Source organism: Pararhodobacter aggregans (assembly GCF_003075525.1).
Lineage (GTDB): Bacteria > Pseudomonadota > Alphaproteobacteria > Rhodobacterales > Rhodobacteraceae > Pararhodobacter > Pararhodobacter aggregans.
In genome coordinates this window covers 112,703-137,456 of the sequence record NZ_QDDR01000001.1, presented here as the reverse complement: position 1 = coordinate 137,456, position 24,754 = coordinate 112,703, and the positions used below count along the sequence as shown (strand labels likewise).

Below are 24,754 nucleotides of genomic sequence, written 5' to 3'. Positions count from 1 at the left end.
CCTATCCGCGTGCGGTCTTCAATGCGGCTGAGGTTTCCCCGGGCGCGAAACAATGCCATCATCGCCCCATGAGCCATGACCGCGCCCCCGTGAACGATTTCTGTGCCGCCCTGCCGGGCGCCACGCTCTCGGACCCCTGGGGCGGCGGGCATGATGTCTGGAAAGTCGGCGGCAAGATGTTCGCCTCCATCGGCGCGGTGACGCCGGGGGTCAGCGTCAAGACCGACAGCCGCGAGACGGCGGCGATGCTGATCGAGGCGGGTATCGGTACCCGGGCGCGCTATTTCCACGCCAGCTGGATCACCCTGCCCCTCGACGCCCCGCGTGAGGAATTGCACCACCGGCTGCTCGCTTCCTACCGGCTGGTCCGGGGGGCGCTGCCGAAAAAGGTGCAGGCCACGCTGGGCTGAGGCTCAGCTGCGGGCGGGCGGGCGGCGCGGGTTCAGCACCGGCGCCGGGCAGAGCGCCGCCTCGGCCTCGGTCAGGGGGCGGAGGCCGGTGGCGCGCCAGCCATCGGGCGGCCCGACCTGCAGCTCGGGCGCCGGGCGGGCGTCGCTCAGCCCCACCGCCGAGGCCCGGCGGGCGCCGCGGGCCTCCCAGGCGTGGTGCTCGGCCCGGGTCAGGCGGTCCTCCAGCGCGTCGATGTAATAGGCCACGTCGCGGCCCAGCCGGGCCGAGCGCTGGCTGGCGTTCGTCACCCGTGCCACCCTTGCATAGCCGCGCCGGACCTGCGCGGGCAGCGCGCCCTCGGGCAGCGCCGCCAGCACCCGGCGCAGGATGCGCCGGACCTCGACATTGCGCACCCTTGTATGGGCGGCGCGGTCGGCGAAGAAGGCGAAGTCGATCTCGGTCGGCTCCAGCCCCGCGTCGCGCCAGGCGTTGAGGAAGACGCGGATCTTGCCGCCGTCGAAACTGGCGGATTCGTAGACCGCCTCGTAGAGCGCCTGCACCGCGGGGTTCTGGCCGAGGCGGGCGAAACCCTGCGACCAGATTTCGCGCCGCGGCAGGTCCAGATAGACCCCGCAGAGGTAACGCCTGAGTTCACCGTCGCGGCCCCAGCGGTCGGCCTGGCCGGGTTCGGCGCCCTCCTCGGCATTCCCGAACCGCAGGTCGAACATCCGCCGCACCGGCGCGGCCTCGTCGCCGAAGGCGCTGTCGATCAGCCGGGTGTCCAGCGCCTCGACCCGGGCCAGGATCGACAGGATCTCGTGTCCATGGCCCGCGGTGGCGCCGTTCGGCCCCCAGGTCAGATACGAGGCCGGATCGTTGGTGAAACAGGGCTGGTCGATGGTCGAGGCGTCATAGACCTCGCGGTTGTTCTGGCAGAAGTTCCAGGCGGCGCCGCGGGTGATGTCGGTCCCCTCGAACGCCAGCAGGAGCGCCCGCATCCGCATCCGCGCATCGGGCGGCGGCAGGGCGGGCAGCAGGACGGACCACAGCGCCTCGGTCACCGCACCTTGGGCGGCTTCCGAGCCCTCGGGCAGGCGGGCGGCGATCGGCGGGCAGGCGGCGACACGTTCCAGCGCGCTTTGCGTCTGGCGGCCGAACATGCCGTCCGTCGCGATCCCGGCCTCCTCGCCGCAGGCCAGCAGGGCCAGGTTCACGGCATGCTGGAGCCGGGCGATCTGCCCGGTCGCGCCATCGACCAGCACGCCCGAGGCCTCGCCCGCCGGATCGCCGGTATAGCGGTAGAGCACCCGGTCGACGCCCGCCTCGCCCGCCTGATCGGCGCGCACCCCGCTGCCGAGGGTCAGGGCGACAAGGATCGCGGCGCGGGCGATGACCATCAGGGGGCGGTTCCAAAATTCACGAAATAAGCGCCATTTTAGGAAGCGGGCGGCGGGGGGGTCAAGCAGATCGGCGCCCGGACGGATCACGGTTGCGCCAAGCCGGGCTGGCGCGGCTTCTTGACCCGGGCGCTCACCCTGCTAATCAGGACGCGGCCGGGCCTGTAGCTCAATGGTCAGAGCAGGGCGCTCATAACGCCTTGGTTGGGGGTTCGAGTCCCTCCGGGCCTACCAAACCCATCCGTCGGCCCTTTGTTTTCATGGGCTTGGCGGGTGCTTTGGCTAACACACTAACGGCGTTAGCCAATTGCCTTCGTCTAGGAAGCTCTACGCAGCTCCCTTGAGCTTCGCGATAGCGGCCTCGGCCAATCGCTTCTTGTTCACCGCAGCACAGTAGGTTTCGATTTCTTTGATGTTGGTGTGCCCGGTGATCGACATGATCTCCAGCGCCGTGCATTCAGCTTCCGCCAGCCTGCGGCACGCTGCTTTCCGCAGCCCGTGAGGCGACCGATGCGGCGGCAGGCCCGCCTCCTTAGCGGCCTCTATGATCCAGTTCGTGAACGACTTCTCCGACCGCGGCTCGCCTAGCTGGGTGATGATCAGGTGACGGTGATTGTGGGTGATCCCATCCAGCACCGCGCGGAAATCCTGGTGGATCGGGATGTTGAGTTCGACAAGCTCCTGGCTCTTCTTGGTCCTGATCACAATGAAGTCGCCCTTGATGTGCCGACGCTCCATGCGCACTACATCACTGCGCCGCAAGCCAGTGTAGAGCATGATCTCGAAAGCCAGGCGCTGCATGGTGCCTTCCGGCCAGCGCTCACGGAATGCGGCCACATCGGCATCGCTCCAGGTCTCATAGCCCTTGGTTTTGTGTTTGACGCGCTCTGCGTTCAGCATCGGGTTCTCCTTTGTGTATTCCCATTTGACGGCCAGACGCATGAGTGTTCCCAGGCGTTTGCGGAGCTTGTGGGCCTGCGCGGTAGAGGTCTCGGCCAGCTTGCCCAGGATCGCATCGACATGCTTGGCTTGGAGGGCCGCCACTGGCTTGTCGCCGTGATCCTTCCGAAACTGCTCAATCTGGCCCCGATATGTGGATCGGGTGCTAGGAGCCAAACTCGTGAAGGCCGTGGACTTGTAGTAGTGGGCGATCAGGTTGTTGAAGGTGCCCGGCGGTGCAGAGGCTGCACTAGGCTTTGCCTTGGGCTTCTGACCTTTCACCGCCTTCTGGTAATCATCCCAGAACGCTTCGGAGAACAGCGGCCCCCGCAACGGGGTTTGAGGCTGCCCCGCACGCCGGTAGTAGATGCGCTCCTTCCCCTGCCGGTCCCAGTAGCGGCGCGTGTACTTCGGGAGCTTGAACCGGTTCATCCAAGCACCTCGTCAAAGGGGTTTGGCGGCTTCTTTGCTTCACCCTTCGCCGCGGCGATCACCCGGAACCCTCCGCCGGGCAATACCTCGATTGCAGCGATGGATTTCCCCTGCCCCGCTAGGAGCTTGAATGCCTTCCTGACCTCCACCATCGGCAGGGATGCCTTCGGGGCCTTCGGTGCGGTTCGCCCAACCCGATTGAGAAACCCGGCCGACTTGGCCGGGCTCTGATGGGGCAGCTTCTGGATTGTGCCGCCCATTGTCATGCGTCCGCAGGGAAAAGCGTTGCCGGGCCATTGGCCCCACCGGGGACGCCGCTGGCATAGAGGCCGTTCAGCGCGAGCGCAAACGCCGCTGCCAGGCTGTTGCAGGCAAGGGCCAGCTCTACCGTGCCTGCCTCAGGCATGGCGACGGCAAGCTCAGCGTAAGCGCGGCCGAGGATGTCGCGCCGGTCGTCGTCGGTGCGTTCCACGCGATTGTGGAAGCGCAGTGCGGCGCGACTGGCGATTTCTTGCAGGGCGTCCATTAGGCGGCTCCTTCATCGATCAGGTCTGCCGCGCCGGGCGGCATTGAGGCAATCAAGCGCCTCGCCTCGGCCAAGGCTTCATCCCGCGAAGTGAACGCACCAAACCGGGCATGGTCGGTGTTGTCACCTATCAGGTGAAACCCGTGGCGATGGGTCATGCACAAGGTAATAGGTTCGGCCTGCATCATGATCCGCAGGATAGCGTTCAGTTCGCTGTTCAAGGACCGGTCGCGGGTTGCAGCGCGGGCCGCGAGGTAGGCGCGTGTTGCTTCGGGCATCCGCAAGCTGAAGGGGGTGATTGCAGTGGGCATAGCATCTCCAATAGTTGAATAGCTACACAACAAGTCATAATGAAGCGATTGCGTCAAGACTCAATATGAAGCCATTATCAGGCATGGCCATCCGCATCCCAAAGAAGCCCGTCGCTAACATCGTGCCGTTCGGTTTGAGGCTTCAGCCTGAATTGAAAGCGGCTCTCGAAGCCGCAGCTCAGGTGTCAGGAAGAAGCTTAAACTCCGAGATCTCGCTGCGCTTGCAGGCATCTTTTCAGATGCAAGACGACGTTAACGCGAACCCGACGAACCCTGTTCGCGACCTCACGGCATCACCCACTGATGCAACACAGCTGTGGGAGGCATTGGAGGCCTTGCGACGGCGCGTGGACGATATCGAGAAGCGGGGGCAATAATGCGGCGTCCACGAGTCGTAGAGTACGAGAATAGCGTGACGGATGTGCCGTCGTTTCTAAGGCGTATTTTTGATTTACCACTTACAGGCGAATTGAGGTGTTTCCGGGGGCAAGCTTCTGCGTCTTGGGGTATCAAGCCGACTGTAATGCGGGATCTAAGAGCAAACGCAGAGCAGAATATTATCGCTGATTTGACTCAAGAGGCGCCGGTTGAATTCCAATCCGACACCTCGATGTTCAATAAGCTTGTGCGCGCTCAGCATTACGGACTTCCAACTAGACTGCTCGATGTCACCATTAATCCACTGATTGCTTTATTCTACGCTTGCTCAAGCAAGGAGCACCTATCAGAGAACGGTGTCGTTTATGTTCTTGACTTTAGGAACGACCGAGTGAAGCGCGCTGATAGCGACACAGTCAGCGTGATTTGTAATCTTGCCCGCCTAGAGGACAAAGAGCGGAACCGCCTCAGGGCCTGGCTACAAGATGAAAAGAAATCCACCGCCTCTCCGGCAGCCAGACTGGCAACGTTCAACAAAACAAATGAGATCCGAAGGCTAATAAATTTTGTTCGTTCGGAGAAACCGTATTTTTCCGAACGAGTTAATCCAGTTGATCTGAAAAAATACTTCTTCGTACATCCACAGAAAAGTAATAGAAGAGTTTTGGCTCAATCTGGAGCGTTCGTTGTCGCAGGCCTCCTTGAATATGCCAACCCTGCGGAGGCAAAGAGCTTTGAGCTATCACGCATAGAAATAAGATCTGATTATAAGGAAAAAGTTATAAGACAACTTGACGACATAGGCATCAACCCCAAAGTCCTTTTCCCCGAGATCGAATACGCATCTAGATACATTAAAGAGAAGTGGGAGGACAAAGGTCGCCGCGGGGATGGCGAAAAAGGCGATCCATTCGCAGACCTCCTGTAAAGATAGGATCTGCCGATTGTAAGGGCAGGTCGCCTATCCTCCTCGCTGCGCGCGTGCGATGTCCTGCCCCAGGCGGGCGTCACGCTGGCGTTTGGTGCGGCCGAAGGTGTCGGGCTCGGGAAGGGCTTTCTGCACCTCGGCCGCGACCAGGCGCGCGAGGGCGCGGTCCTGAGTCGGGTTTCCCGATCCCTGCACATTGATGTTGAGGCTGGGCGCGTAGGTGCTGGCGAATGATCCCGCGCCCACCAGCCCCCCGGTGGCGAAGCCTGGCACCTTCCCTGAGTTGATGGCGTCCAGGAGCGGCAGGTGCCTGCGGGTGGCCGCGGCGTTGATGACGTATTCCCCGTCCGAAAGCATGGCGGGGATGCTGTCGGAGGTGCCGGTGCCTGGGCCGCGGATATGGCCCCCGGTGGCCGCTTTCACCACGCCCCCTTCCCTGAACCCGAACATGCTGAAGAGGCCAGGGCCAAGGCCCGACCAAAGCTGATCGAAGAGCTGGTTTGCGAAGATTTCCAGGAGCCGGTTCACCAGGGTCTGCAAGATCGACAGGAGGTCATTGGCCCCGCTGATCCCGGACACGAAGGCTTCCCGGAACGCATCCTTCACGTCCTCCTGGCGCTGTTCCATTTCCCGCGTGGCCTCGGCCAGCTGACGCGCCGCCTCCTGCGCCCCCACATAGGAGGCAGCTAGCGCGTCCACCTCGCCGCGCAGCGCAGGCGTGACGGTCATCCCCGCTTCCTGGGCCGCAGCCAGAAGGTCATGGGCCGTGCGGGCTTGCTCCACCGCCGCTTCCTGTTCCTGCACCGATCCGGTGACGGCCTGGCGCGCGGTGATCTCGGCTTGCAGGGCCGCGATGTTCTCGCGGATGCGCTCGGTGGCGCGCTCATAGGCATTCTCGCGGGGGGCCGAGGAACCACCGCCCCCACCACCGCCGCCACCTCCACCACCGCCCCCGGTGATGCGAGGAAGCGGGGGCAGGCCAAAGTCGATGTCATTGGGCGCGGCCGGGGGACGCGGGCTGCTGGTGGGTGCCAGGCGTCCCATCCCGAACCGGGTTTCGTTTTCGGGGTCATCCCAGAAATATTCGGATTGCTGCACCCCGACGCCTTCCAGGGACCGGATCGCCTGGGCGGCAGCCGCCACGCGGCCGGGAATGGCAGCGATCACCTGCAAGAGGCCGCCGACGCTGGCGGTCACGTTGCTGACCCGCGCCTGGTCGAGGGCGTCGAGCTCGCCCAGGGTGCTGATCGCCTGGGAACCGATCTCTTCCAGCTTGGCGCGCAGCTCTTCCCCGGTGATCTCCCCCGCCTCGAACTGCTGAACCACCGTCTCCATTTCGGCCGCGATGCCGGTCAGGTCCTGGGCCACGCCCGTCTGGCCGATCCCGCGCAGCACCAGGGCCGCGTCATTCACGGCCAGCGTGGTGGTGCGGGCTTCCTCGGCAAGATAGCTGAACTCGGCCGCGATGCCGTCGATCTCACCCCGCGACGTGTTGGACACCTCGGAGAGGCGCGACAAGCCCTCAGCCAGCTCAGGCCCGAACAGCTGCCCCGTGCGCTCGGCATCAAAGGGCATGGCCTCGTAGGCGTCCCGCACCAGCCCGACCATGCGCGCCAGGTCCACTACCCCCTGCCGGAACATGTTGCCCACGCGGGTTTGCAGCTCGGAGAACTGACGGTCTAGCTGCTGGGCGCGGGCGATCACCTGAGCATCCATCACCGCCCCCAGCTCATGCGCCCGGTCGATGGTGCGGCGCAGCCCGTCTTCACCCTGGTCGATCAGCCGCACGAATTGCTCACCCCCGGTGCCCCCGAAGATTTCGTCGGCCACGCGGATACGGGCGGCCGTGTCGAGGCGTTGCATCCTGCGGACGATTTCCAGCATCAGGGCCGAGGGATCGCGCAGACGCTGCGCCAGGTCGGTCGCGGTGAAGCCTAAGCGGGTGAAGGCCTCGGCCGCAGAGCCGCCCCCGGTGGCGATCCATTCATCCGCCCTGAGGTTCAATTCCTTGAACCCGTCCACCAGGGCATCCATGCTCACCCGGTTCTGATCGGCCACAAAGCCCCATTCCTGGAAGGCTTCCACGGACATGCCCGCACGCTGCGCCTCGTCGCCCACCTCGGCCACGCTGCGCACCACCTCACCCATGTTGCGCACCAGGGCCGCAGCCCCACCCGCCAGGAAGCCCCCGGCAAAGGCGGTGGCCATCCCTTGCAGCCTGCGCGTGATCCCGGCCGAGGCCTGTGCCATCGAGGTTTCCAGACGCTGCGCGGATTGCCTGGCGCGGCGCTCGATGGTGCCGAACTCACGGTTGGCAGTGCCGCGGGCTCGGTTGAAGTTGCGCTCGAACTGGGAAACGCGGGCTTCCAGCGCGACCAGGAGGCGTTCGGTATCGGTGGACATGTTATTGATCCCTCACCAGATCATCAGACCATCGGAACGGTCCTCGGTGTCATAGACGCTGCGGTTGTCTTCGCCCTGTGCCGCACGGGCCACGGCCATCGCGGTGGCGACGGCTCCGTCGATCTTCTCGCTGGACTTGGACTTGTTGAAAGACTTGTTGCCCTTGCCATCGTCCTGGATGGCGATGTTGGCGAAGTTCCAGCGCAGGACCGGGTGGCCCCCGTGGCGGAACTTTCCCGCCAGGATCGCACGTTCCAGCTCCTTGATGGCCGGTCCCATCGTCACCCATCCCTGGCGGAAGGCCACCACGGGGAAGCCGTCCTCGCCCAGGCTGGTCATCAGCATTCCGGCATAGTGTGGGTCGAATGCGATCTCGCGCAGCTGATAGAGCTCGGCCAAGTCGCGGATATGCGCCTCGATCATCCGATAGTCGGTGACGTTGCCGGGGGTCGTGATGATGCGCCCTGCCTCTGCATGGGAGAGGTAGGGGAAGCCCGATTGGATGGTGCGCTTGTCCAGGTTGTCGCCGGGCATGAAGAACCACGGCCGGACGATGTAACCATCCTCGGTGCTGGGGTCGCGGAAGGCCGCGACCACGGCCGAGAGGTCATCCGTCATGCCAAGGTCCACCCCCAGCCAGCACGGCTGCCCCTTGAGGGTGTCCAGGTCGAGGGGCGCGGCCCCCTTGTCATAGATGGCCATGTCCACGAACGGGCTGGTCGAGCGATCCAGCCACATGTTCAGGTGAAGCTGGCGGAAGGCGTCCTGTCCCGCGGGGCTGTCTTCGGCTTCCCTGGCCTCCTGGCGCAGCCCGTTCAGGCTGGGGTAGCCATGCGGCAAGCCGGGGTTGGCCAGAAGCCAGACGCTTTCGTCGCGCCAATCCGCTTCGGCCGGGGCCTCGAACAGGAAGGGCAACGTGAAGGGGTCGGTGATGTCGCCCTTGGCGACCTTGCGGGCGCGTTCGATCACCTCATAGCCGATGGTGTCCTGACCCCTGCCGCCGGTCGTGATGGTGATGCGCAAGCTGTTGTCGGTCTTGGCCAGGCCGGTGCCGATCACGTCCCAGAGGTCGCGCTTCTTCCAGGCGTGGATTTCGTCGCAAAGTGCAAAGGCCGGGGTGCGGCCGTGCTGGGTGCCGCTGTCATTCGAGAGGGCTTCAAGGAAGCTGCCATTCGGGAACCGGATGGTGTTGCGGTAGTCCTGGAAGCGAATGGCCGTGGTCGGGTCGGTGGACTTGGAGGCCTGCCCCTTCTTCCAAAGGTTTGCATCCCCAGCCATCAGGATGTTCATGGCCTCGGTGTAGGCGATGCGCGCCTGTTTCTGGTCCCCAGCCGCGAACAACACCTCGCCGCCCGGCACCGCTTCAGGGCCGAGGGTGTGCAGGAGCGCCAGCGCCGCGCCCAGGCTGGTCTTGCGGTTGCCCCGTCCGATCAGGATCACGGCATGACCACAGATGCGGCGGCCCTGGTCATCGCAGGGGCCGTAGATCATGCGCACGATGCGCTCCTGCCAGGGGTCGAGCTGGAAGGCGCGACCCGGTAGCTGGGACTTGTGGTGCTTCAGGCCGCGTAGGAAATCGACGGCGCGCTGGCCGTAGCCGAACGGATCGGGGATTTCGGGGAAACTGTTGCCGGACAGAGGTTTCGGCTTCTTGAGCTTGATGGCCATCAGGCAGGCCCTCGCGCCACGCAGCGCAGCTCAAGACCCTCACGGCGTCCCAGCTCCTTGATCTCCTTCAGGTCATAGGCCACGGCCGCATAGGTCACGCGGTCGGCGGAGGTCAGACCTTCCAGGAAGCGGATGCGGAAGATCGTGGCGGCCTCGGTCGAGGTGCCCCAGCCGCGAATGAACTCCTGGGCGGTGCTTTGCACGAGCTCGGCGCGCACGCTGGCCAGATCGGCCCAAGTCTGAACCGGCGTCCCGTTCGCGTCCACATTGGTGGTGGCGCGTTGCAGGGTGATGGCCTTGGTGAGCTTTCCGGCCCTCATGCCCCCACCTCCACCATGTCGGCGCGCAGGGTGATGATGCCATGCGACACCCCCTCAGGGTCGCGCAGGAAGCGCGTCTGCCGGATGGCGCTGTCCGCGACATGGAAGCCCGGCACCAGCCAGGGCCGCGTCCTCAGGGCATCCCGGATCGTTCCCGCGATCATCTTGGCGGTGGCGAGGCCCGGTTCCTCGGCCCAGATGTGGAGGTCCGCGAACACCTCATGGCGCGTGCGGGCGAGGCCCGGCCCCGGCAGGGTCTGGGCTTCCCCGATCAGGATGCACGGGAACACCTCGGGCTGGGTGTTGCGGTCCTGGACGTGATCAGCGGGCACCAAGGCCATGACCACGGGCGAGGCGATCAAGCGGGCGCGGATGGCGGCCTGAAGGGCAAGGGACGGCTCAGCCATTCGTCCACCCCTCGCGCACGGCCTTTCCGATGGCGCGCTTGATCCGGTTGGCCGCACGCTTCCGGGCCAGGCGGAACCCCGGCCAGAAGAACGGCTGGGCGGCGTGGCGCTTGGTGCCGTACTCTTGGAGGTGGGCATAGCGCACGTTGGTGTTGCCTGCCGTCACCAGGGCTTCCAGCTCGGAGGCCATGAGGGAGCCCCCCGGCTGCGAATAGGCAGGGGTTGCCTGCCCCGGCGGGGTCACGGTGATGCTGGTGCGCAAGTCGGGAGCACCCGTCGCGGGATCATCCGGCGCAAGCGCACGTTGGGCGGCCGCGACTTCCTCGGCTCCCTTCTCCAGGGCCGGGATCACGGCGCGGCGCACGGCCACGGGGATGGCCGCCATGCGGCGGTTCAGACGGTCGAGTTGTTGCGACATGCGCCAAACCCCCAGCTACGGTGTACATTGATTATGTCCCAGAACCCCAGCGGCAGCGCCTCGGCACCGATCCCCACCAGCGTGGCTTCCCGGTTCTCGAACAGGTGCCCGACCAGGAGCCGCACCGCTTCCAGAAGGTCGGCGGGCAGCGGGTCGAGGTCGGCCATGGGCGTGTCCAGCCAGCGGTTCACGAAGGCCTCGGCCACCGCAATCTTCTGCGCGATCACGGCATCATCCTGGGTGCCGGTGATGTTCAGATGGGCCTTCAAGTCATCAACAGAAGTGATCGGCATTCAGCCCTCCATCACCATTTTCGATTGCAGATCGTTTTCGTGCCTCCCCCCGCCGGTCAGCAGGTCCCCTAGGAAAGTTCGGAGATACCCCGGGGGTGGTGCTTGCGTGCTGCGTGGTCGTGCGCTTACGCTTTGGGCTCGGTGCAGTTGGCGAGGCGTAAGAACATGGACATGGTAGAAATTGGCGCAGCCATTGGCTTGGCTTCGCAAGCTGTCGGGCTGACCGGCAAAGCCGCTGAGGCTGTGGCGTCGATCAAGGGATTGTTCAGACCAGATGGAAGTGTCGATACGGAAGAGGCGAAGAGGCAGCTGAATGCGCTTGCGGCTGAACTCACCGCTGCCAACATGGCTAACGTTCAGATTAGCGGCGCATTGCGGAAGCTGAGCGACGAGCTGAACCGGGCCGATGAGTTCCAAAGCGCGCGTGCGCGATACGAACTTATCCAGACCGAAAACGGCGACTACCTTTTCAGACTGAGGGCCGATGACGCGGCGGGCGAACCCACCCATTACATCTGTCCTGTCTGTTTGAATAAGGACAAGGTATTCAGCTTTGTGCGCGTGTCGGGGGCTGGGTACGGCACCTGCCAAGCCGACAAGCAGCACATTTTCCTCTTCAATGTTCAGCCCAAAGAAAAGCCCAACCCCGCTGTGCGTGGCCGCAGTTCCTCGTGGATGACACGATAACGGCATCACGACACCGCACTTGAATAAGCGGCACCCACCATCCGCCTGATGGCCCGGCGGTTGCGGGTGAGGATCACCATGCGGGTGATGGTGCGGCGATTGCGGACACGGATGGTCCTTGCCTGGTAGGTAGCCTTGATCGGGGTGGTGATGGCGCGGATCGGGTCCCAGCCCATGTAGAAGCGGGAATAGATGGTGAAGCGGTCGATGCCGGTGCGCTTGGCCCAGTCGGCCACGGACAGGTTCTCGCCTTGGTAGAAGATCATCCGGCAAAGGGGATGGGGCTCCATGTAGGGGTCGACCAGCTCTTGCCCGTCCAGGACATGCCCGTTGACGATGCGCCGGCGCACGGTATTGGGGTGCCTGTCCACGACGGCTGCAATCTCCTTGAGCGTCATCATCTGCCCCCGGAACTCGAACACCTTGGGCGGCTTCGGCTTGAACTTGAGGTGTGGCGGCGTAATGGGGCGCGTGGTCGCCTCGTGAATGTCGAGGCCCTGTCGGGTCACACGGTCAAAGAGCGTGCTACGGGCCACCCCCACCATGCTGGCGATCTCCCAAAGGGTGCGATGCGCGCCCTCGAACTTGAAAAGCCTTTTGGTCATGCGCGGCGCTCCTGGGATTGCTTCCGGCTGGAATGGCAGGAAGTGCAGAGGGGCTGCCAATTGCTCCTAGACCAGAACAGCTTCTTGTCGCCGCGGTGCGGGATGCGGTGATCGACCACGGTGGAGGAAGCACCGCACATGGCGCAGGTGGGATGAGAGGCCAGGAAGTCCTTGCGGGCCGTCTGCCACTTGCCGTTGTAGCCCCTCTCCTGGGCGCTGGGGCGGGCTTGGTCGTGCCGGGCCTTGCGTTCCCGGTCGGCCTGGGCACGGCAAGGGCAGCGGCTGCCGCTTTGGACAGCTCGGCCGCATTGGCAGATGGACGGGGCGCGGATGGGCATCACACAGCCCCCGTGTCGTGGTGTCGGGTGTCGAGGGTGAACACTTCCAGGGAGTAGCCCAGGTGGCTCAACCAGGCTTCCAAGATGTCGATGCGCGGGGATCGCTGCCCCGCCAGGAAGGCGCGCAGAGTGGAGCGCGACGTGTCAGTGTCGCGTGCCAGTGCACGCGCCGCGATGCCTCGTTCCTTCAGGAGGTCGCCCAGGATGATGGCCAATTCGCTACGGCTGTTCATGCGGCCCCCATGTTGGTCGAAGGGGCCTTGGTGGTGCCGATGATCCCGAACGCGGCCCTGAACTTGGCTTTGATGTCCACGGGCTCCTTCGGCTTGTCCTCGGCCTCGCTGGTGCCGAAGATCGCGCGCAGCATGTCGGTGCGGCCTTTGACGGCTTCCACGATCTCGGCGGGGGTAGCGGCAAGCGTCTGATCCGGGGTCCAGCCCATCCAGCCGGTGCCGTAACGGTAGAGGCTGGCCAGGTGCTCGGTCAGCGTGACCTGTTTGCCGGTGGCCGGTTCGGCATTGTCGGGCTGTTCCTGGGCGAGGCCCAAACAGGCCAGCACGAAGAACAGGAGCCGAATGGATAGCGCTTCCAGGCCGGTGGCCAGTACCTTCGCTTCCAGGTCGGGAATATCAGGGGACGCTGCGCTGATGATGTCGCAGGCGGCGGTCAGGCTGCCGTCCTGCAAATCCGCGATCAGCTTGGGGAAGCCGCCGGGGCGGTCGGAGAGATTGAAGGATGCGCGCAAGCTAGGACGCAGGGGGACGACTCCCTGGCCCTTCAGGTGCAGCCGGATTTCCTGACCTGCGCGCATCCTATCACCATCAAGCCGGATCGACGGTGATGCTGTAGACCGCCGCACCCGTCCCGCTGGTCGAGTAGGTCGCAGTGATCGTGAAGTTGTAGGTGCCCGCGGTCGTGGGCGTGCCGCTGATCGCCCCAGTCGAGGCATTCAAGCTCAGGCCCGGCGGCAGGTTGCCATCCGTCACGGCATAGCTGGCGGTGCCAGTGCCTCCCGTTGCCGCGATGGTGACGCCCGCATACACGGTGCCCTCTTCCCCGGCGGTCAAGGCACCCATGACGGGACTGAAGTTCAGGCCGAGGGCCGCGGGCACCTCGAACACCTCGCCATCAATCCCCAGCGCGACGTTGGTGCGGGTGATGTTGTTTTCGGCACCAAGCTGGTGACGGAAGGAACTCACCATCGCGCGGAAGTAGAACGTGCTCGGAGTGCCCCCGACCGGCGCGTCTTCCAGACGGACGCGGAACGCATAGGGGCGATGGTCACGAAATGCGGTTTGCAGTTCCTGCTGGCCACGGTTCAGGGGATCACGCCCCAGCACCAGTTCCATCGAACCATAGTCCGGGGTGCCCTTCAGGCGGCGGGTGGCCTTTTCCCCGATGGCCTTGAACAGGAGCTGTTCCGCTTCCCCGCCCAGTTCGCCAAGGTCTTCCACCAGCCCGATGTCGAGCCAGTCGGCGGGGCCATAGGCTTGGAAGTCTGCCATGGTGGCGGCGGTGGTGGTGGCCGGGCCGATGTCCACCAAGGCCCCTGCGGTCGAGTTGATCGACATGGTGTCAGCTCCTTACGCGACGGGGCGCGAATGCGCGCGGCCCAGGATGGCGGTGGCCCCGGCGGCAATCGACGTGCCGCTGACGCGGGTCAGGGACAGACGCACGAAGCGCTCATGGCCCAGGTAGCCCAGCCGGTAGGTGCTGGCCGCTTCCAGGGTCGCGGGGGCATTGGTCTGCACCTGGTCGGCGGCGACATTGGCCCAGCCGGTCGCGCCATCGGCGCTTTCCTGAAGGGCGAGGCCGAAGTCGCCCGACCCGGCGATGGCCCCGGTGTTGACGGCGAAAGCCACGGACTCGAACCCTTGCAGGTCGATGGCCGGGCCTTGGGCGGCGGCGGTCTGGACGGCCGGGGCCAGCGCCAGAACCGTGCCGATATTGGAATGAAGGTCACGCATGAGGGTGCTCCTGGTTCTGGGGGATCAGCTGACGGCCATGCGCAGCTTGCGGAACTTGGCGGGTTGCAGGACGCCCCCGCCCACGCGCCGGTTGGCATGGATGCGTGTCAGACCGTTGCCGCGCCGGGTGAAGGGATCGACCAGGATGTCCACCCCGACCCGGTCCACGATCCGGTATCCCGAGAAGTCGCCGTAGATGATCGGGAAAGCGTCGGCAGCGATGGCGGGCATGTCCACCATTTCGACCACGGGGCGGCCGAGGATCGTCTCAGGCTGGCCCGCTTGGTAGCTGGGTTGCCACAGGTAGTTGCCTTGGCCGTCCTTCAGCGTGCGCAGGATACCCAGCGTGGTGCCGTTCATCGCCCAGGCCCCGGCGGCGCGGTAGGTCGCAGGCAGGGCATACAGGAGCGCGATCAGCGCATCGGCCGAGAGGTTGGCGGCGTGGCCATTGGGGGTGTCGGGGATCGCGGTATTCAGCATGAGGCCAGCGGGCTGGCGCGGACCGGTGCCGAACAGGAAGGCGGTGGCCTCGGTCTTGCCGAAGTCTTCGGCCAGCGCCGCGCGCACTTCGGTTTCGGCCTGCGGGGCGTCGGCCAGAAGGCGGTTGGAAATGTCCACGAAGGTCGCCAGCTCGCGCACCGGAACCTCGGCCTGGCCGAAGGTGATCGTGCTTTCGGTGACGGTCTCGCCCTCGCCCAGCCAGCGGGCGTTGGTGAGGTCGCCGCGGGTCGGATAGATCACCGAAGGCGCGGAGGTGGTGCGCACGCTCGCCACGCTGCGGATGGGGCTGTATTCCACCAGGTCGCGGATGATCTCGGAGGCGAGTTCCGGCGGGGCCAGATAGCCGCCCTGCACGTCGCTGGATTGGGTCAGCGCCCGCTGTTCCTCGGCCGTCACCTGGCCGCTGGCGAGGTAATGGGCAAAGGCCCGGCGCTCGGCGCTGGGTTCCTCGGTGGTCTCGGTCGAGGTCGGGCGATTGGCGCGGGTTTCGAGCTGGGCCAGACGCTCGGTCAGGGTGCGCAGCTCGGTCTGGTGCCGGGCCTGCTGGGCCTCGGCGGCGGCGCGCAGCTCGGTCACGGCACGGGTGGCCTCGGCCAGCGGATCGGCGTCATTGCCCTGGGGCGGGGGATCGTTCCGGGTTTCGATGGACAGCGCGTCCACCGGCAGGGCCGAACGGGTTTCGAGGGGGTGGAGGTGCTTCACGGTCGTTGGCCTTTCAGGCTGATGGTGGCGGCGCGGCAGGTTTCGAGGAAGGCTGCAAGGCTGGTGCCGGGGATGGCGCGGGTGCTGGTCACACGGCTGCCAGGAACGGCGGGGACGGCAACCAGGCTGACTTCCACCAGCCGGGCTTGGGTGATGTGGCGAATGCCGCCTTGGCGCGCCTCATCACGAAGGCGACGGAAGCCGATGGACAGGCCGGACACGTCCCCGTCCAGGAGCATCGCGCGGACTTCCTGGGCGCGCTGCACGGCAAGGTTCAGCTTGGCGGTGATCTTCAGGCCCTCGGCCTCGGTGGCCACGCTGCGGACGCTGCCAATCACCTGGGAAGGATCATGCGACCACAGGAGCGGCAGCCGCTGCCCATCCCATTGGAAGGCGGCAGGGTCAAAGCTGGTGCGGTAGGCGTCGGGAGTGTTGAACCGCGTGGCCCAGCCTTCCAGGGAACCATCTTCGGCAATGGGGCTGAAGCGCACCTCAGCGTCAGCGAGTTCTGCTTGAGCCGCGCTGCGGAACTCGACTTGGGAAACGGATCGTTTCCAATTTGCAATCAATGTCAAATTTTCTGCGGGTTTCATGCCGGGAGCCCAAGCGTCTGCATGACGGTGTTGAACCGTTGCGCGGCGACCAGCGGGTGCAGCCAGGTCGGTACGTTGCCGCGCCGGACGAAGCGAAGGCCGAGACGCGGGCCGATCTGGGCAGCGGCGCGGGTGGCTTGGAGCTTCTGCCAGCCCGTGGGCGCATCGGTCTGGTAGACCGCACACGCGATCTCGGCCCCAGAAATCTGGCGGTTGCGGTTTGCCCGCATGTAATGCGTTACGGCATCGTGGAGCTGTTCACGGGTCAGCACGGCCATTCTCCTTCGGTTCGGTGAGGGAAAGGCCGCCCGTCATCACATGGTCGATGACGGTGACTGCAAGCGCATAGGCTTCCAGCACCGGGCGGGTTTCGACATAGGCGGCGATCAGCGCCGCGGCTTCCTGGGGTTCAGCGCCACCCCCGATCAGGCCCAGGCGGATGGTCTGATGGAGGTCGGCCAGTTTGAAATCCCCCGCCATCAAGCGGCGGGACAGCCCGCCGATGCCCTGGCCGGTCAGGCGTTCCAGTTCCAGGATCAGGGCGGGCGGCAGAGCGAAGTCGCGCTCGCGATCACCGAAGAACTGACGGGTGCCGATCATGCCTCGCCCTCCTGGTTCGGGGTGGTCGAGGTGGTATTGGGGTTCAGGAACTCGTCGCCACCGGCATAGGGCGCACGGTTCTCCATGGCCCGAACCTCATTCGGATTGAGGACGCGGGCGGCGATCAGCTGGGCGTAGGCGGTCGCACGGGCGGCCAAGTCGGCGCGCAGGAGGTCATCCACCAGAAATTCGGCGTAATGGTCAGCGCGCTCTTCCTGGGTCAGGAGCTTGAGACGCACCTCGCCTTCCCAAGCCTTGATCCAGCGCATCAGCGTGAACCTCAGGAAGGTCGCGCCCATTTCCCCTGCGTTACCCCAGGTCGCTCGGCCCAGCTCGAAGATCAGGTGCGGCGGGACGCGGAACACGCGCGCAATCTCGGTCACGACGTGCTGCCAGAGTTCCAGGAACTGGGCATCGGTCGAGCTGAAGGCCAGAGGCGTGAAGCTGCCGCCCTCTTCCAGGACTGCCGTCCCGGCGGTGTTCGCGCCAGAGGTGGCGGCCTGCCAGGAGGCCTTGATGCGGCTGGCGGCGTCAGCAGTCAGCTTGGCGGGGAAGCTCAAGATGCCCGAAGGACGGCCCCCGTTGCCGAACAGCGCGGCGGCGTAGCGTTCCATCGCCAGGGCCAGCGCGATGGCCTCGCGGCATTGCTGGACCGGAGAAGTGCCCTTGATGCCGTCGAGCGAGGGCGCGGCGATGTGCAGGATGTCGCGCCGGTCGAGGGCACGCTGCCCCACGGCCTGGGCGAGGCGGTAGACGGGTTCGCCGGTAGCCTGGTCGCGCTCCACGATCATCACGGCCGGGTCGAGGCGGATCAGCTCACGGGGTGTGCCGGTGGCATCCCGGCCGATATGGGCAAAGCCGTTGCCGTGCAGGAGGGCATCACGGGTCAGCTGTTCGCGAAACTGGGGCGCCGGCGACCAATCGTTCGCCTGGTCGTGCAGGAGGGCATAGGCGGGGTGATCGCTGGCACGGTCGCGCGCCCCGTCCTGGCCTCGGCGGTAGACGTGGAGGGGCAAGCCCCCGATCCCCTCGGCAATCGCTTCCACGGCGGCACGGACGGGCGTGCAGCGCATCGCGGTGGTCGGGCTGACGGTGACGCCCGAAGACGCAGGAACGGCCCCGAAGAGGTCCAGAAGCCAGGGCGCGGGATCGGCCAGCGAACGGGCCTCGGCCGAGACAGTCGCGGTCGCCGCCGTGGCAGCGGCGGAGTCAGGACGGCCAAAGATGCGGGCTATGAAGGACACGGCGGGACCAGGTGAAGCTGCGGGAAGCGCTTCCCCCTGGTCTGGGGGTCCGATGCTCTATGCCGGGCTGTCCCCGGCTGTCATCAAAGCTCGGGCAGAGTCGCACGATTTTAAAATTGGGGCAAGGGCATTTGAAACAATCGCCGTTGATCGGGTTTGTGCCCTGGGGCTAAACGCGGGATCGGCTGGTAAGCAATGGAATGCCCGACAGGGCGCAACCGCTGTCTTCTGGTCCCAGCCCTTACGCCGCTCCTGGGTTTCCTGGGGGCGGCGTTTGTCTATCATCCCCTCAGGCCCAAACCCGTAAAGTGCGGCTCGCGCGCGCCCGCGTTCAACTTTCAGCTTCTTCGGGGTTAACCCCTCCCAACTCCCTCGAAACCCGCTCGAAACCTGGTCGGGTCTGTTCGCGATCCCCGGAGCGCAGCGTCGGGGTCGCACTCTTTATGATCCTCTTATTCTTGCCGAAAGTTCTAGTCCCTATTCTATAAGAGGATTATTAAGAGTATCTATTCCTTTAGTAATAGGGACTAGAAGCATTCGGCAACAACTCGACCACCCGGCAGAAAGTGGTAGCATCCGGCAAGAATGCGGACCATTCGGCAACAACGGGTCGAGTCAGGCCATGTTGTGGAGTTCCACCGCGACAGCCGGATACTTGCGGATCAGGGCGATCACAGGCTTCCCGTAGAACCGTTCCTTGAGCGCCGGGTCGAGCACCTTCCCCGCAAGCTCGGCATCCATGTCCGCACACTGCACCCCCGCCATGAAGCCGGGCCAATCGTCCATCACAGTGCGGAAGATGTCTACTTGTCGCCCCTTCGGCCAAATCTCGACTAAGCCGACCAGGCAACCAAACGCATGCTGACCGGTGTCCAGCCCCGTCCTCTTGCGAAAGATGTTCGCCATCTTCCTGGCGATCATCCTCGCGTTGTCGGGTTCCGGGGTTCCGACTCGCAGGAGCACGACGGGCGTCCCATCCATGTAGGTCGTGCGCGCCTTCACGATGGGAGGGACGTTGATCATGGTGCGCAGGGTGCGCTCTGAAATCCCGAGTTCGGCGGCGTCGGCGGGCTGATCCATCGCCATCCAAGTGTGGCCCTCGTGCTCAATCGGCTTGCTGCCGATCCGCGTCTTGATCCAGGCAATCAGTTCCTCGGGCTTCAGTTTTGGGGGTCTGGCCATGCCCACCCCCCAAACATGCGGTTAGCCAGTGACACTTTTTCTCGTTTCATATCAATGGGCCACTTTTCTGCTGTTAGCCACTTTTGGCCGTTGAAAATGCTAGAAAAAGACCGAACCTCCGGGCCTACCATCCCCCCTCCAGACGGCACGGGTCCGTCAGACGGCGGGTGCCTGTCCCTCCCCTGCCCCCTCAATGGAAATCCCGGCTCGGGAACAGGCGTTTGGCCTGGTCGCGGGGATGCATGGCGCGGGGGGCCGGGCGGGGGCGCGGGGCGTTGTCGGTCTGCGGTGTGGTCTGGCCGATGGCGTCGTCCATCGGATGGCCCAGATAGGACAGCCGGTGCGAGACATCCTCGATCTGCTGGGCGATCAGATGCACCACGATCCCCTCGCGCTGCAGCGTGCCCGTCACCCGCAGAAGCCGCCCGCCCATCACCGCCCGGCGGAAGGAATCATAGACCTTGGGCCAGACGACGACATTCGCCACCCCGGTCTCGTCCTCGAGCGTGAGGAAGATCACCCCCGAGGCGGTGCCGGGCCGCTGGCGGGTGATGACCAGGCCGCAGACGGTGGTGCGCTGCACCGGCGCGGTGAGCAGCGCGTCATGGCAGGTCAGGCCGGGCATCGCCGGGCGCAGCAATTCCATCGGATGGGCGCGCAGCGTGAGGCGGGTGGCGACGTAATCCTCGACCACCTCCTCGCCCAGATGCATCTGCGGCAGGCTGACGGCGGGCTCGTGGATCACCTCGCCGTCGATCGGATCCTTGAAGAGCGGCAGCTGCGCCGGGGCGCGGATGGCGCGGACCTGCCAGAGCGCATCGCGCCGCGTCAGCCCCATGGCGGAGAAGGCATCCGCCTCGGCCAGCCGCTCCAGCGCCGCGGGCGCCACCCCGGCCCGCAGCCAGAGGCTTTCGGGATCGCGGTAGCCGTTGCCGCGCGAGGCCGTGATCCAGGCCGCGTCCTCCTGCCGGAAGCCCTTGATCTGCCGGAACCCCAGCCGCAGCGCCAGCCCGCCATCGGGACGGCGTTCCAGCGTGTTGTCCCACTCGCTGCGGTTGACGCAGATCGGCCGGACCTCGACCTGATGCTCGCGCGCGTCGCGCACGATCTGGGCGGGGGCGTAGAAACCCATCGGCTGGGAATTCAGCAGCGCACAGGCGAAGACCGCCGGGTGATGGCATTTCAGCCAGGCCGAGACATAGACCAGCAGTGCGAAGGCCGCCGCATGGCTTTCGGGGAAACCGTAATCGGCGAAACCCTCGATCTGGCCGAAGCAGCGGGCGGCGACCTCGGCGTCATAGCCGCGGGCCATCATGCCGTTGACGAATTTCTCGCGATGCTCGCCGATGGTGCCCATGCGGCGGAAACTGGCCAGCGAGCGGCGCAGGTGGTCGGCCTCTTCGGCGCTGTAGCCCGCGCCCACCACGGCGATCTGCAGGGCCTGTTCCTGAAACAGCGGCACCCCCAGCGTGCGGCGCGTGACCTCTTCCAGCGCCGGGCCGAAGGGTTCGGCCGCCTCCAGCCCCTGACGGCGGCGGATATAGGGCTGAACCATGCCGCCCTGGATCGGACCGGGGCGGACGATGGCGACCTCGATCACCAGATCGTAGAATTCGCGCGGCTTCATCCGTGGCAGGAAGTTCATCTGCGCCCGGCTTTCGACCTGGAACACGCCGACCGCATCGGCGACCTGCAGCATGCGATAGGTCCGGGGGTCTTCGGCGGGCACGCTGTCCAGCGTCAGCGCCAGCCGGTCATGGTCGCGCAACAGGTCAAAGGCCTTGCGGATGCAGGTCAGCATGCCCAGCGCCAGCACATCGACCTTGAGGATGCCCAGCGTGTCGATGTCGTCCTTGTCCCATTCGATCAGCGTGCGGTCCTCCATCGCCGCATTCTCGATCGGCGCCAGCTCGTCCAGCCGGCCCCGGGTGATGACGAAACCGCCGACATGCTGGGACAGATGCCGGGGAAAGCCGATGATCTCGCGGATCAGGCGGATCGTCTGGGCCAGGCGCCGGTCCTCGGGGTCGAGCCCCAGCTCGCGGATGCGGTCCAGCTTGGGCCCCTCGCTGGAATAGCCCCAGATCTGCCCCGACAGATTGGCCGTCACATCCTGGCTGAGGCCCATGACCTTGCCCACCTCGCGGATCGCCGCGCGCGAGCGGAAATGGATCACCGTGGCGCAGAGCCCGGCCCGGTGGCGGCCGTATTTCTGATAGATCCACTGGATCACCTCCTCGCGGCGCTCGTGCTCGAAATCGACGTCGATATCGGGCGGCTCGCCGCGGTGGCGCGAGATGAAACGCTCGAAGACCATGCCGATCATCTCGGGCTTCACATCGGTGATGCCCAGCAGGTAGCACAGGATCGAATTGGCCGCCGAGCCGCGCCCCTGGCACAGGATCCCCTGCCCGCGCGCATAATGCACGATGTCGTGGACGGTCAGGAAATAGGCCGGGTATTTCAGTTCCTCGACCACGGCCAGTTCCTTGGCCAGCAGGGTGCGGGCCTTGTCGGTCGCGCCCTGCGGATAGCGCCGCGCCAGCCCCTCGTGGGCCAGCCGGGTCAGGCGTTCCATCGGCGTCTCGCCGCCCTCGGCGATCTCGTCGGGGTATTGGTAGCGCAATTGCGACAGATCGAAAGTGCAGCGGGTGGCGATCTCCAGCGTGCGGCGCAGGGCGGCGGGATGGGCGTGAAACAGCCGCTGCATGTCCGCCGCGCCCTTCAGGCGCCGCTCGGCATTGGCCAGCGCCCTGGTGCCGATGGCGTCGATGGTGCAGCCCTCGCGCAGGCAGGTCAGCACATCGGCCAGCTGCCGCCGCGCCGCGCGATGCATCAGCACATCGCCGACCGCCACCATCGGCGTGGCGCAGCGCAGCGCCAGCCGGGCGCAGGCCGCAAGCCAGGCCTGGTCCGAGCCGTCATAGCGCGGCGCGGCGCCCAGATGGACCTGCCCCGGAAAGCGGCGGCGGAAGGTCTGGAGGTCCGCCGCCGCCGCCTGCAGATCCCGGGCCAGCGCGATCAGGATCAGCCCCTCGCCCCCTTCCAGCAGATCGGCGCGGTCCAGATGGCATTCCCCCTTCCCCGCCCGCCGCTTGCCCAGCGTCAACAGCCGGGTCAGCCGCTGATAGGCGGCCAGATCGGTCGGCAGGGCGATCCATTCGACCGGGCTGTCGCGCAGCACCAGCCGGGCGCCGACGATCAGCTTGGGCAGAGGCGCCCCCTCGGGGCGGGGCAGATCCTCGGGCTCGCCGATCTCCTGGCGCGAGCAGGAATCCACCCGGTGCTGCGAGCGGATCGCGACGCTTTTCTCCGCCGCCTCCCGCAGGATCTGCAGCGCGCGATAGGCCCGCACCACGCCCGCCAGCGAATTGCGGTCGGTGATGGCGATGGCCTCGAGCCCCAGCTCGGCGGCGCGCGTCACCAGCTCCTCGGGATGCGAGGCCCCGGTGAGGAAGGTGAAATTCGAGGTCACGCATAATTCGGCATAGCCGGGCCGGGGGCTCATGCGAATTCCCCCTGCACGAACCAGCCCGGGTTCTGCGGCGTGTAGAACAGCCACAGCCGCCGCCCCTGCACCGTCTCGACCTGCCAGTAATCGCGCATGCCGCTCTGCCAGGCCTCGTCGATCAGCCACCATTCCGGCGAGATCCGCTCGGGACCGGTGGCGCGGCCGGTGGTCAGGGTCATCCGGCGCCAGACGAACTGCCGGGGCGGACGCGGGCCGGTGACGGCCAGAGGCTCGGGCGGGAACAGCCAGACCGGGCGCGGGCGCGGACTGGCCCAGCCGTTCCCGGGGCTGGAAAAGGCCGCCGGGGCGATGGTGAAGGCCTGTTCGGGGATATGGCTGTCGGCGGGCAGGTAGCGGATCACGTTCTCCAGCCCGATCCGCGTGCCGATGCGGGTGATGAGATCATCCAGCCGCCCGGGATCGCGGGTCCCGGTCTGGGCGATCTGCTCGACCGGCAGGGGCTCGACCGTCACCGCCTCGAGCCGCATCTGGTCGATGCCGAACCCTGCATCCACCTCGTCCACGCCGCGCTCGAAAAGCGGCAGGATGCGGGCCGGATCGCGCAGGGGCCGGGCCAGACGCAATTCCACGGCGCGGAAATCGCCATCCACCCGGCGCAGGCTCAGGCACAGCACCCGCGCCCCGGTCTGGTGATCGGTGAGCTTGCCGCAGAGCCGCTCCAGCAGCCGCGCGGTCCCGGCCATGACATCGGCGGTCCGCCCGATCGGTTCGGGCAGGGTCAGGCGCACGGCGTAATGCGGTGGCTCGGCCTCGGGCGAGATCTGCTCGGGCCGGGTGCCCAGCGCCTGATCCAGCCGCAACAGCAGCTCGGCGCCAAAGCGGCGGGCCAGCGGCGCGCGCGGACTGGCCGCCACCTGGCCGATGCTGCGCAGCCCCATGCGCTGCAGGCCGGTCACCGTCTCGGGGTCGAGGCGCAGCGCAGCGATGGGCAGGCTGTCCAGCGGCCCCCCGGCGCCATAGCGCGCCCGGGCCCAGGCAGCGCCCCGCGTGCCGCCGGTCCCGGCCTCGACCGCCAGCCCCGCCCGGGTCAGCCGCGCGGTGAGGCTGGCGATCATCGCCGCCTCGCCGCCGAACAGATGCGCCGAGCCGGTGATGTCGAGGACCAGCCCGTCCGGCCCCTCGAAGCCGACCCAGGGGCACCAGCGCGTCGCCCAGCGGCGCAGCAGGGCCAGGAAGCGCTGATCCTCGGCCGGATCGGCCGGGCGGCTGGACAGATCCGGGCAGAAGGCCCGGGCATCGGCAAAGGCCATGCCGCGCTGCAACCCCCGGGCCTGCGCGGCCTCGTTCAGGCAATGGACCCGGTTGGCATTGCCCTGCTGCAGGGTCAGGACAAACGGTCCCTCCTGCGGGTGCGCGCGCAGAACCCGGTCACTCGCGAACCGGGGAAACCACAGCGACACGATGCGCCTCTGGGTCCCATCGAACATTCCAGGCCTCACATGTTCCTGATTTGTTCTTAATAAGGCTCCAGCGCTGACGAGTCGAGTCCTGCGCGTCGAAGACCGGGTTGCAATGCCAGCGCGTCTCGGCCGCGTTCGAGCCCATGCCCTCGGGGATCAGGCACAGCCCGGTCGTCCCCCCGGCCCGCGCCGCCAGCTGCAAGCGGCGCCCGGTGGTCAGGCCGATCGGCGCCGTCAGTTCCAGCACCACGAAGGGGGCGGCGCCATCGCGCAGCGCCTCTTCGCCGACGGCGAGCGTGTCGTTCTGGTCCCCGGTCTGCGCCAGGATCAGCCGCGCCGGATCGAGCCCCTGAAAGCCCAGGGGATTAAGCTGTTCGGACCGCCAGCCCTCGCGCACCCAGATCACGTCGCCCCCGGTCAACGCCGCCGTCCAGAGCGCGAAACTCGCGGCCGAGGGGCCGCAGGCCTCGTGCACGCGCGCGGGGCGGAGGGGATAGGCGGTCAGGCTGGACGAGGGCACGGGCGGCTCCGGCTGGGTCAGGGTCGAAACCTACATGAAGCGCGCGAAGGGCCGAAGTCGAGTCCCCCCTGCC

General features: G+C 66.2%; 30 protein-coding genes and 1 tRNA gene. 5 read left to right on the top strand and 26 right to left on the bottom strand.

What is annotated here, in order from left to right; translation table 11 throughout:
- The first annotated feature begins 68 nt into the window (after positions 1–68).
- A complete protein-coding gene (locus tag DDE23_RS00720) occupies positions 69–410 on the top strand; it encodes an MmcQ/YjbR family DNA-binding protein (protein ID WP_107749469.1) in 342 nt (113 codons plus the stop codon).
- Positions 411–413: 3 nt separating this feature from the next.
- Here the strand turns inward: DDE23_RS00720 and DDE23_RS00715 are convergent, their stop codons facing one another.
- A complete protein-coding gene (locus tag DDE23_RS00715; protein ID WP_107749468.1) occupies positions 414–1,787 on the bottom strand; it encodes a hypothetical protein in 1,374 nt (457 codons plus the stop codon).
- A gap of 158 nt (positions 1,788–1,945) precedes the next feature.
- Between DDE23_RS00715 and DDE23_RS00710 the strand changes: the two genes are divergently transcribed.
- Positions 1,946–2,021: transfer RNA gene (locus tag DDE23_RS00710), tRNA-Ile, on the top strand.
- A 93-nt stretch (positions 2,022–2,114) separates the two neighbouring features.
- Here the strand turns inward: DDE23_RS00710 and DDE23_RS00705 are convergent.
- The 4 genes from DDE23_RS00705 to DDE23_RS00690 are packed head-to-tail and all read right to left on the bottom strand — an operon-like array spanning position 2,115 to position 3,995.
- Entirely contained in the window at positions 2,115–3,158 is a 1,044-nt protein-coding gene (locus DDE23_RS00705; RefSeq protein ID WP_107749467.1) for a tyrosine-type recombinase/integrase, read from the bottom strand.
- Positions 3,155–3,418 (bottom strand): hypothetical protein, encoded by a 264-nt coding sequence (locus DDE23_RS00700; protein WP_107749466.1) that lies wholly within the window; start codon positions 3,416–3,418, stop codon positions 3,155–3,157. The genes DDE23_RS00705 and DDE23_RS00700 overlap by 4 nt, the downstream gene beginning before the upstream one ends.
- A 2-nt stretch (positions 3,419–3,420) precedes the next feature.
- Positions 3,421–3,684: a hypothetical protein gene (locus DDE23_RS00695; protein ID WP_107749465.1), complete on the bottom strand. Its 264-nt coding sequence runs from the start codon at positions 3,682–3,684 to the stop codon at positions 3,421–3,423.
- The gene (locus tag DDE23_RS00690) at positions 3,684–3,995 is read right to left on the bottom strand and encodes an Arc family DNA-binding protein (RefSeq protein ID WP_107749464.1); all 312 of its coding nucleotides are present in this window, start codon (positions 3,993–3,995) and stop codon (positions 3,684–3,686) included. The genes DDE23_RS00695 and DDE23_RS00690 overlap by 1 nt, the downstream gene beginning before the upstream one ends.
- An 83-nt stretch (positions 3,996–4,078) precedes the next feature.
- Between DDE23_RS00690 and DDE23_RS00685 the strand changes: the two genes are divergently transcribed.
- Entirely contained in the window at positions 4,079–4,372 is a 294-nt protein-coding gene (locus tag DDE23_RS00685) for an Arc family DNA-binding protein (protein ID WP_157957943.1), read from the top strand.
- A 35-nt stretch (positions 4,373–4,407) separates the two neighbouring features.
- On the top strand, positions 4,408–5,301 hold the full coding sequence (locus DDE23_RS00680; RefSeq protein WP_202863194.1) for an FRG domain-containing protein: 894 nt from the start codon (positions 4,408–4,410) through the stop codon (positions 5,299–5,301).
- A 33-nt stretch (positions 5,302–5,334) separates the two neighbouring features.
- On the opposite strand, the gene DDE23_RS00675 is transcribed toward DDE23_RS00680, so the two are convergent.
- Genes DDE23_RS00675 through DDE23_RS00650 form a run of 6 tightly spaced genes read right to left on the bottom strand, consistent with a single transcriptional unit; the run spans position 5,335 to position 10,810 of the window.
- Complete coding sequence (locus tag DDE23_RS00675; RefSeq protein ID WP_107749461.1) at positions 5,335–7,704, bottom strand: phage tail tape measure protein; 2,370 nt, start codon at positions 7,702–7,704, stop codon at positions 5,335–5,337.
- 12 nt (positions 7,705–7,716) lie between these two features.
- Complete coding sequence (locus DDE23_RS00670) at positions 7,717–9,372, bottom strand: terminase large subunit (protein WP_107749460.1); 1,656 nt, start codon at positions 9,370–9,372, stop codon at positions 7,717–7,719.
- Positions 9,372–9,692 (bottom strand): phage head closure protein, encoded by a 321-nt coding sequence (locus DDE23_RS00665; RefSeq protein WP_107749459.1) that lies wholly within the window; start codon positions 9,690–9,692, stop codon positions 9,372–9,374. The genes DDE23_RS00670 and DDE23_RS00665 overlap by 1 nt, the downstream gene beginning before the upstream one ends.
- Positions 9,689–10,099, bottom strand: coding sequence for a DUF3168 domain-containing protein (locus DDE23_RS00660; RefSeq protein WP_107749458.1), 411 nt, complete (start codon positions 10,097–10,099; stop codon positions 9,689–9,691). The genes DDE23_RS00665 and DDE23_RS00660 overlap by 4 nt, the downstream gene beginning before the upstream one ends.
- Complete coding sequence (locus DDE23_RS00655; protein ID WP_107749457.1) at positions 10,092–10,517, bottom strand: HK97-gp10 family putative phage morphogenesis protein; 426 nt, start codon at positions 10,515–10,517, stop codon at positions 10,092–10,094. The genes DDE23_RS00660 and DDE23_RS00655 overlap by 8 nt, the downstream gene beginning before the upstream one ends.
- On the bottom strand, positions 10,493–10,810 hold the full coding sequence (locus tag DDE23_RS00650; protein WP_107749456.1) for a head-tail connector protein: 318 nt from the start codon (positions 10,808–10,810) through the stop codon (positions 10,493–10,495). Before DDE23_RS00650 ends, DDE23_RS00655 begins: the two co-directional genes overlap by 25 nt.
- A 165-nt stretch (positions 10,811–10,975) precedes the next feature.
- Between DDE23_RS00650 and DDE23_RS00645 the strand changes: the two genes are divergently transcribed.
- Complete coding sequence (locus tag DDE23_RS00645) at positions 10,976–11,497, top strand: hypothetical protein (protein ID WP_107749455.1); 522 nt, start codon at positions 10,976–10,978, stop codon at positions 11,495–11,497.
- 5 nt (positions 11,498–11,502) lie between these two features.
- Here the strand turns inward: DDE23_RS00645 and DDE23_RS00640 are convergent, their stop codons facing one another.
- From DDE23_RS00640 to DDE23_RS00570, 15 genes are all read right to left on the bottom strand, one after another.
- Positions 11,503–12,102 carry a hypothetical protein gene (locus tag DDE23_RS00640; RefSeq protein WP_107749454.1) on the bottom strand — a complete coding sequence of 200 codons (600 nt, stop codon included), beginning with the start codon at positions 12,100–12,102 and terminating at the stop codon, positions 11,503–11,505.
- Positions 12,099–12,242 (bottom strand): HNH endonuclease signature motif containing protein, encoded by a 144-nt coding sequence (locus DDE23_RS25465; RefSeq protein ID WP_238149890.1) that lies wholly within the window; start codon positions 12,240–12,242, stop codon positions 12,099–12,101. Before DDE23_RS25465 ends, DDE23_RS00640 begins: the two co-directional genes overlap by 4 nt.
- Before the next feature lie 197 nt (positions 12,243–12,439).
- Positions 12,440–12,673 (bottom strand): helix-turn-helix domain-containing protein, encoded by a 234-nt coding sequence (locus DDE23_RS00630; protein WP_107749452.1) that lies wholly within the window; start codon positions 12,671–12,673, stop codon positions 12,440–12,442.
- On the bottom strand, positions 12,670–13,251 hold the full coding sequence (locus DDE23_RS00625) for a hypothetical protein (RefSeq protein WP_133239505.1): 582 nt from the start codon (positions 13,249–13,251) through the stop codon (positions 12,670–12,672). The genes DDE23_RS00630 and DDE23_RS00625 overlap by 4 nt, the downstream gene beginning before the upstream one ends.
- Positions 13,252–13,261: 10 nt before the next feature.
- Positions 13,262–14,011: an Ig domain-containing protein gene (locus DDE23_RS00620; RefSeq protein ID WP_107749450.1), complete on the bottom strand. Its 750-nt coding sequence runs from the start codon at positions 14,009–14,011 to the stop codon at positions 13,262–13,264.
- Positions 14,012–14,023: 12 nt separating this feature from the next.
- Complete coding sequence (locus DDE23_RS00615) at positions 14,024–14,407, bottom strand: hypothetical protein (protein ID WP_107749449.1); 384 nt, start codon at positions 14,405–14,407, stop codon at positions 14,024–14,026.
- Between the two features lie 24 nt (positions 14,408–14,431).
- Positions 14,432–15,610, bottom strand: coding sequence for a phage major capsid protein (locus DDE23_RS00610; RefSeq protein WP_107749448.1), 1,179 nt, complete (start codon positions 15,608–15,610; stop codon positions 14,432–14,434).
- Positions 15,607–16,203, bottom strand: coding sequence for an HK97 family phage prohead protease (locus tag DDE23_RS00605; protein WP_107749447.1), 597 nt, complete (start codon positions 16,201–16,203; stop codon positions 15,607–15,609). The genes DDE23_RS00610 and DDE23_RS00605 overlap by 4 nt, the downstream gene beginning before the upstream one ends.
- Positions 16,200–16,481, bottom strand: coding sequence for a hypothetical protein (locus DDE23_RS00600; RefSeq protein ID WP_107749446.1), 282 nt, complete (start codon positions 16,479–16,481; stop codon positions 16,200–16,202). Before DDE23_RS00600 ends, DDE23_RS00605 begins: the two co-directional genes overlap by 4 nt.
- Complete coding sequence (locus tag DDE23_RS00595; RefSeq protein ID WP_107749445.1) at positions 16,462–16,803, bottom strand: gene transfer agent family protein; 342 nt, start codon at positions 16,801–16,803, stop codon at positions 16,462–16,464. The genes DDE23_RS00600 and DDE23_RS00595 overlap by 20 nt, the downstream gene beginning before the upstream one ends.
- Complete coding sequence (locus DDE23_RS00590) at positions 16,800–18,047, bottom strand: phage portal protein (RefSeq protein WP_202863193.1); 1,248 nt, start codon at positions 18,045–18,047, stop codon at positions 16,800–16,802. The genes DDE23_RS00595 and DDE23_RS00590 overlap by 4 nt, the downstream gene beginning before the upstream one ends.
- 615 nt (positions 18,048–18,662) lie before the next feature.
- On the bottom strand, positions 18,663–19,229 hold the full coding sequence (locus DDE23_RS00585) for a hypothetical protein (protein WP_107749444.1): 567 nt from the start codon (positions 19,227–19,229) through the stop codon (positions 18,663–18,665).
- Between the two features lie 190 nt (positions 19,230–19,419).
- Positions 19,420–22,737 carry an error-prone DNA polymerase gene (locus tag DDE23_RS00580; RefSeq protein WP_107749443.1) on the bottom strand — a complete coding sequence of 1,106 codons (3,318 nt, stop codon included), beginning with the start codon at positions 22,735–22,737 and terminating at the stop codon, positions 19,420–19,422.
- Positions 22,734–24,188, bottom strand: coding sequence for a Y-family DNA polymerase (locus DDE23_RS00575; RefSeq protein WP_107749442.1), 1,455 nt, complete (start codon positions 24,186–24,188; stop codon positions 22,734–22,736). The genes DDE23_RS00580 and DDE23_RS00575 overlap by 4 nt, the downstream gene beginning before the upstream one ends.
- On the bottom strand, positions 24,130–24,681 hold the full coding sequence (locus DDE23_RS00570; RefSeq protein WP_107749441.1) for an ImuA family protein: 552 nt from the start codon (positions 24,679–24,681) through the stop codon (positions 24,130–24,132). The genes DDE23_RS00575 and DDE23_RS00570 overlap by 59 nt, the downstream gene beginning before the upstream one ends.
- Positions 24,682–24,754 lie beyond the last annotated feature (73 nt).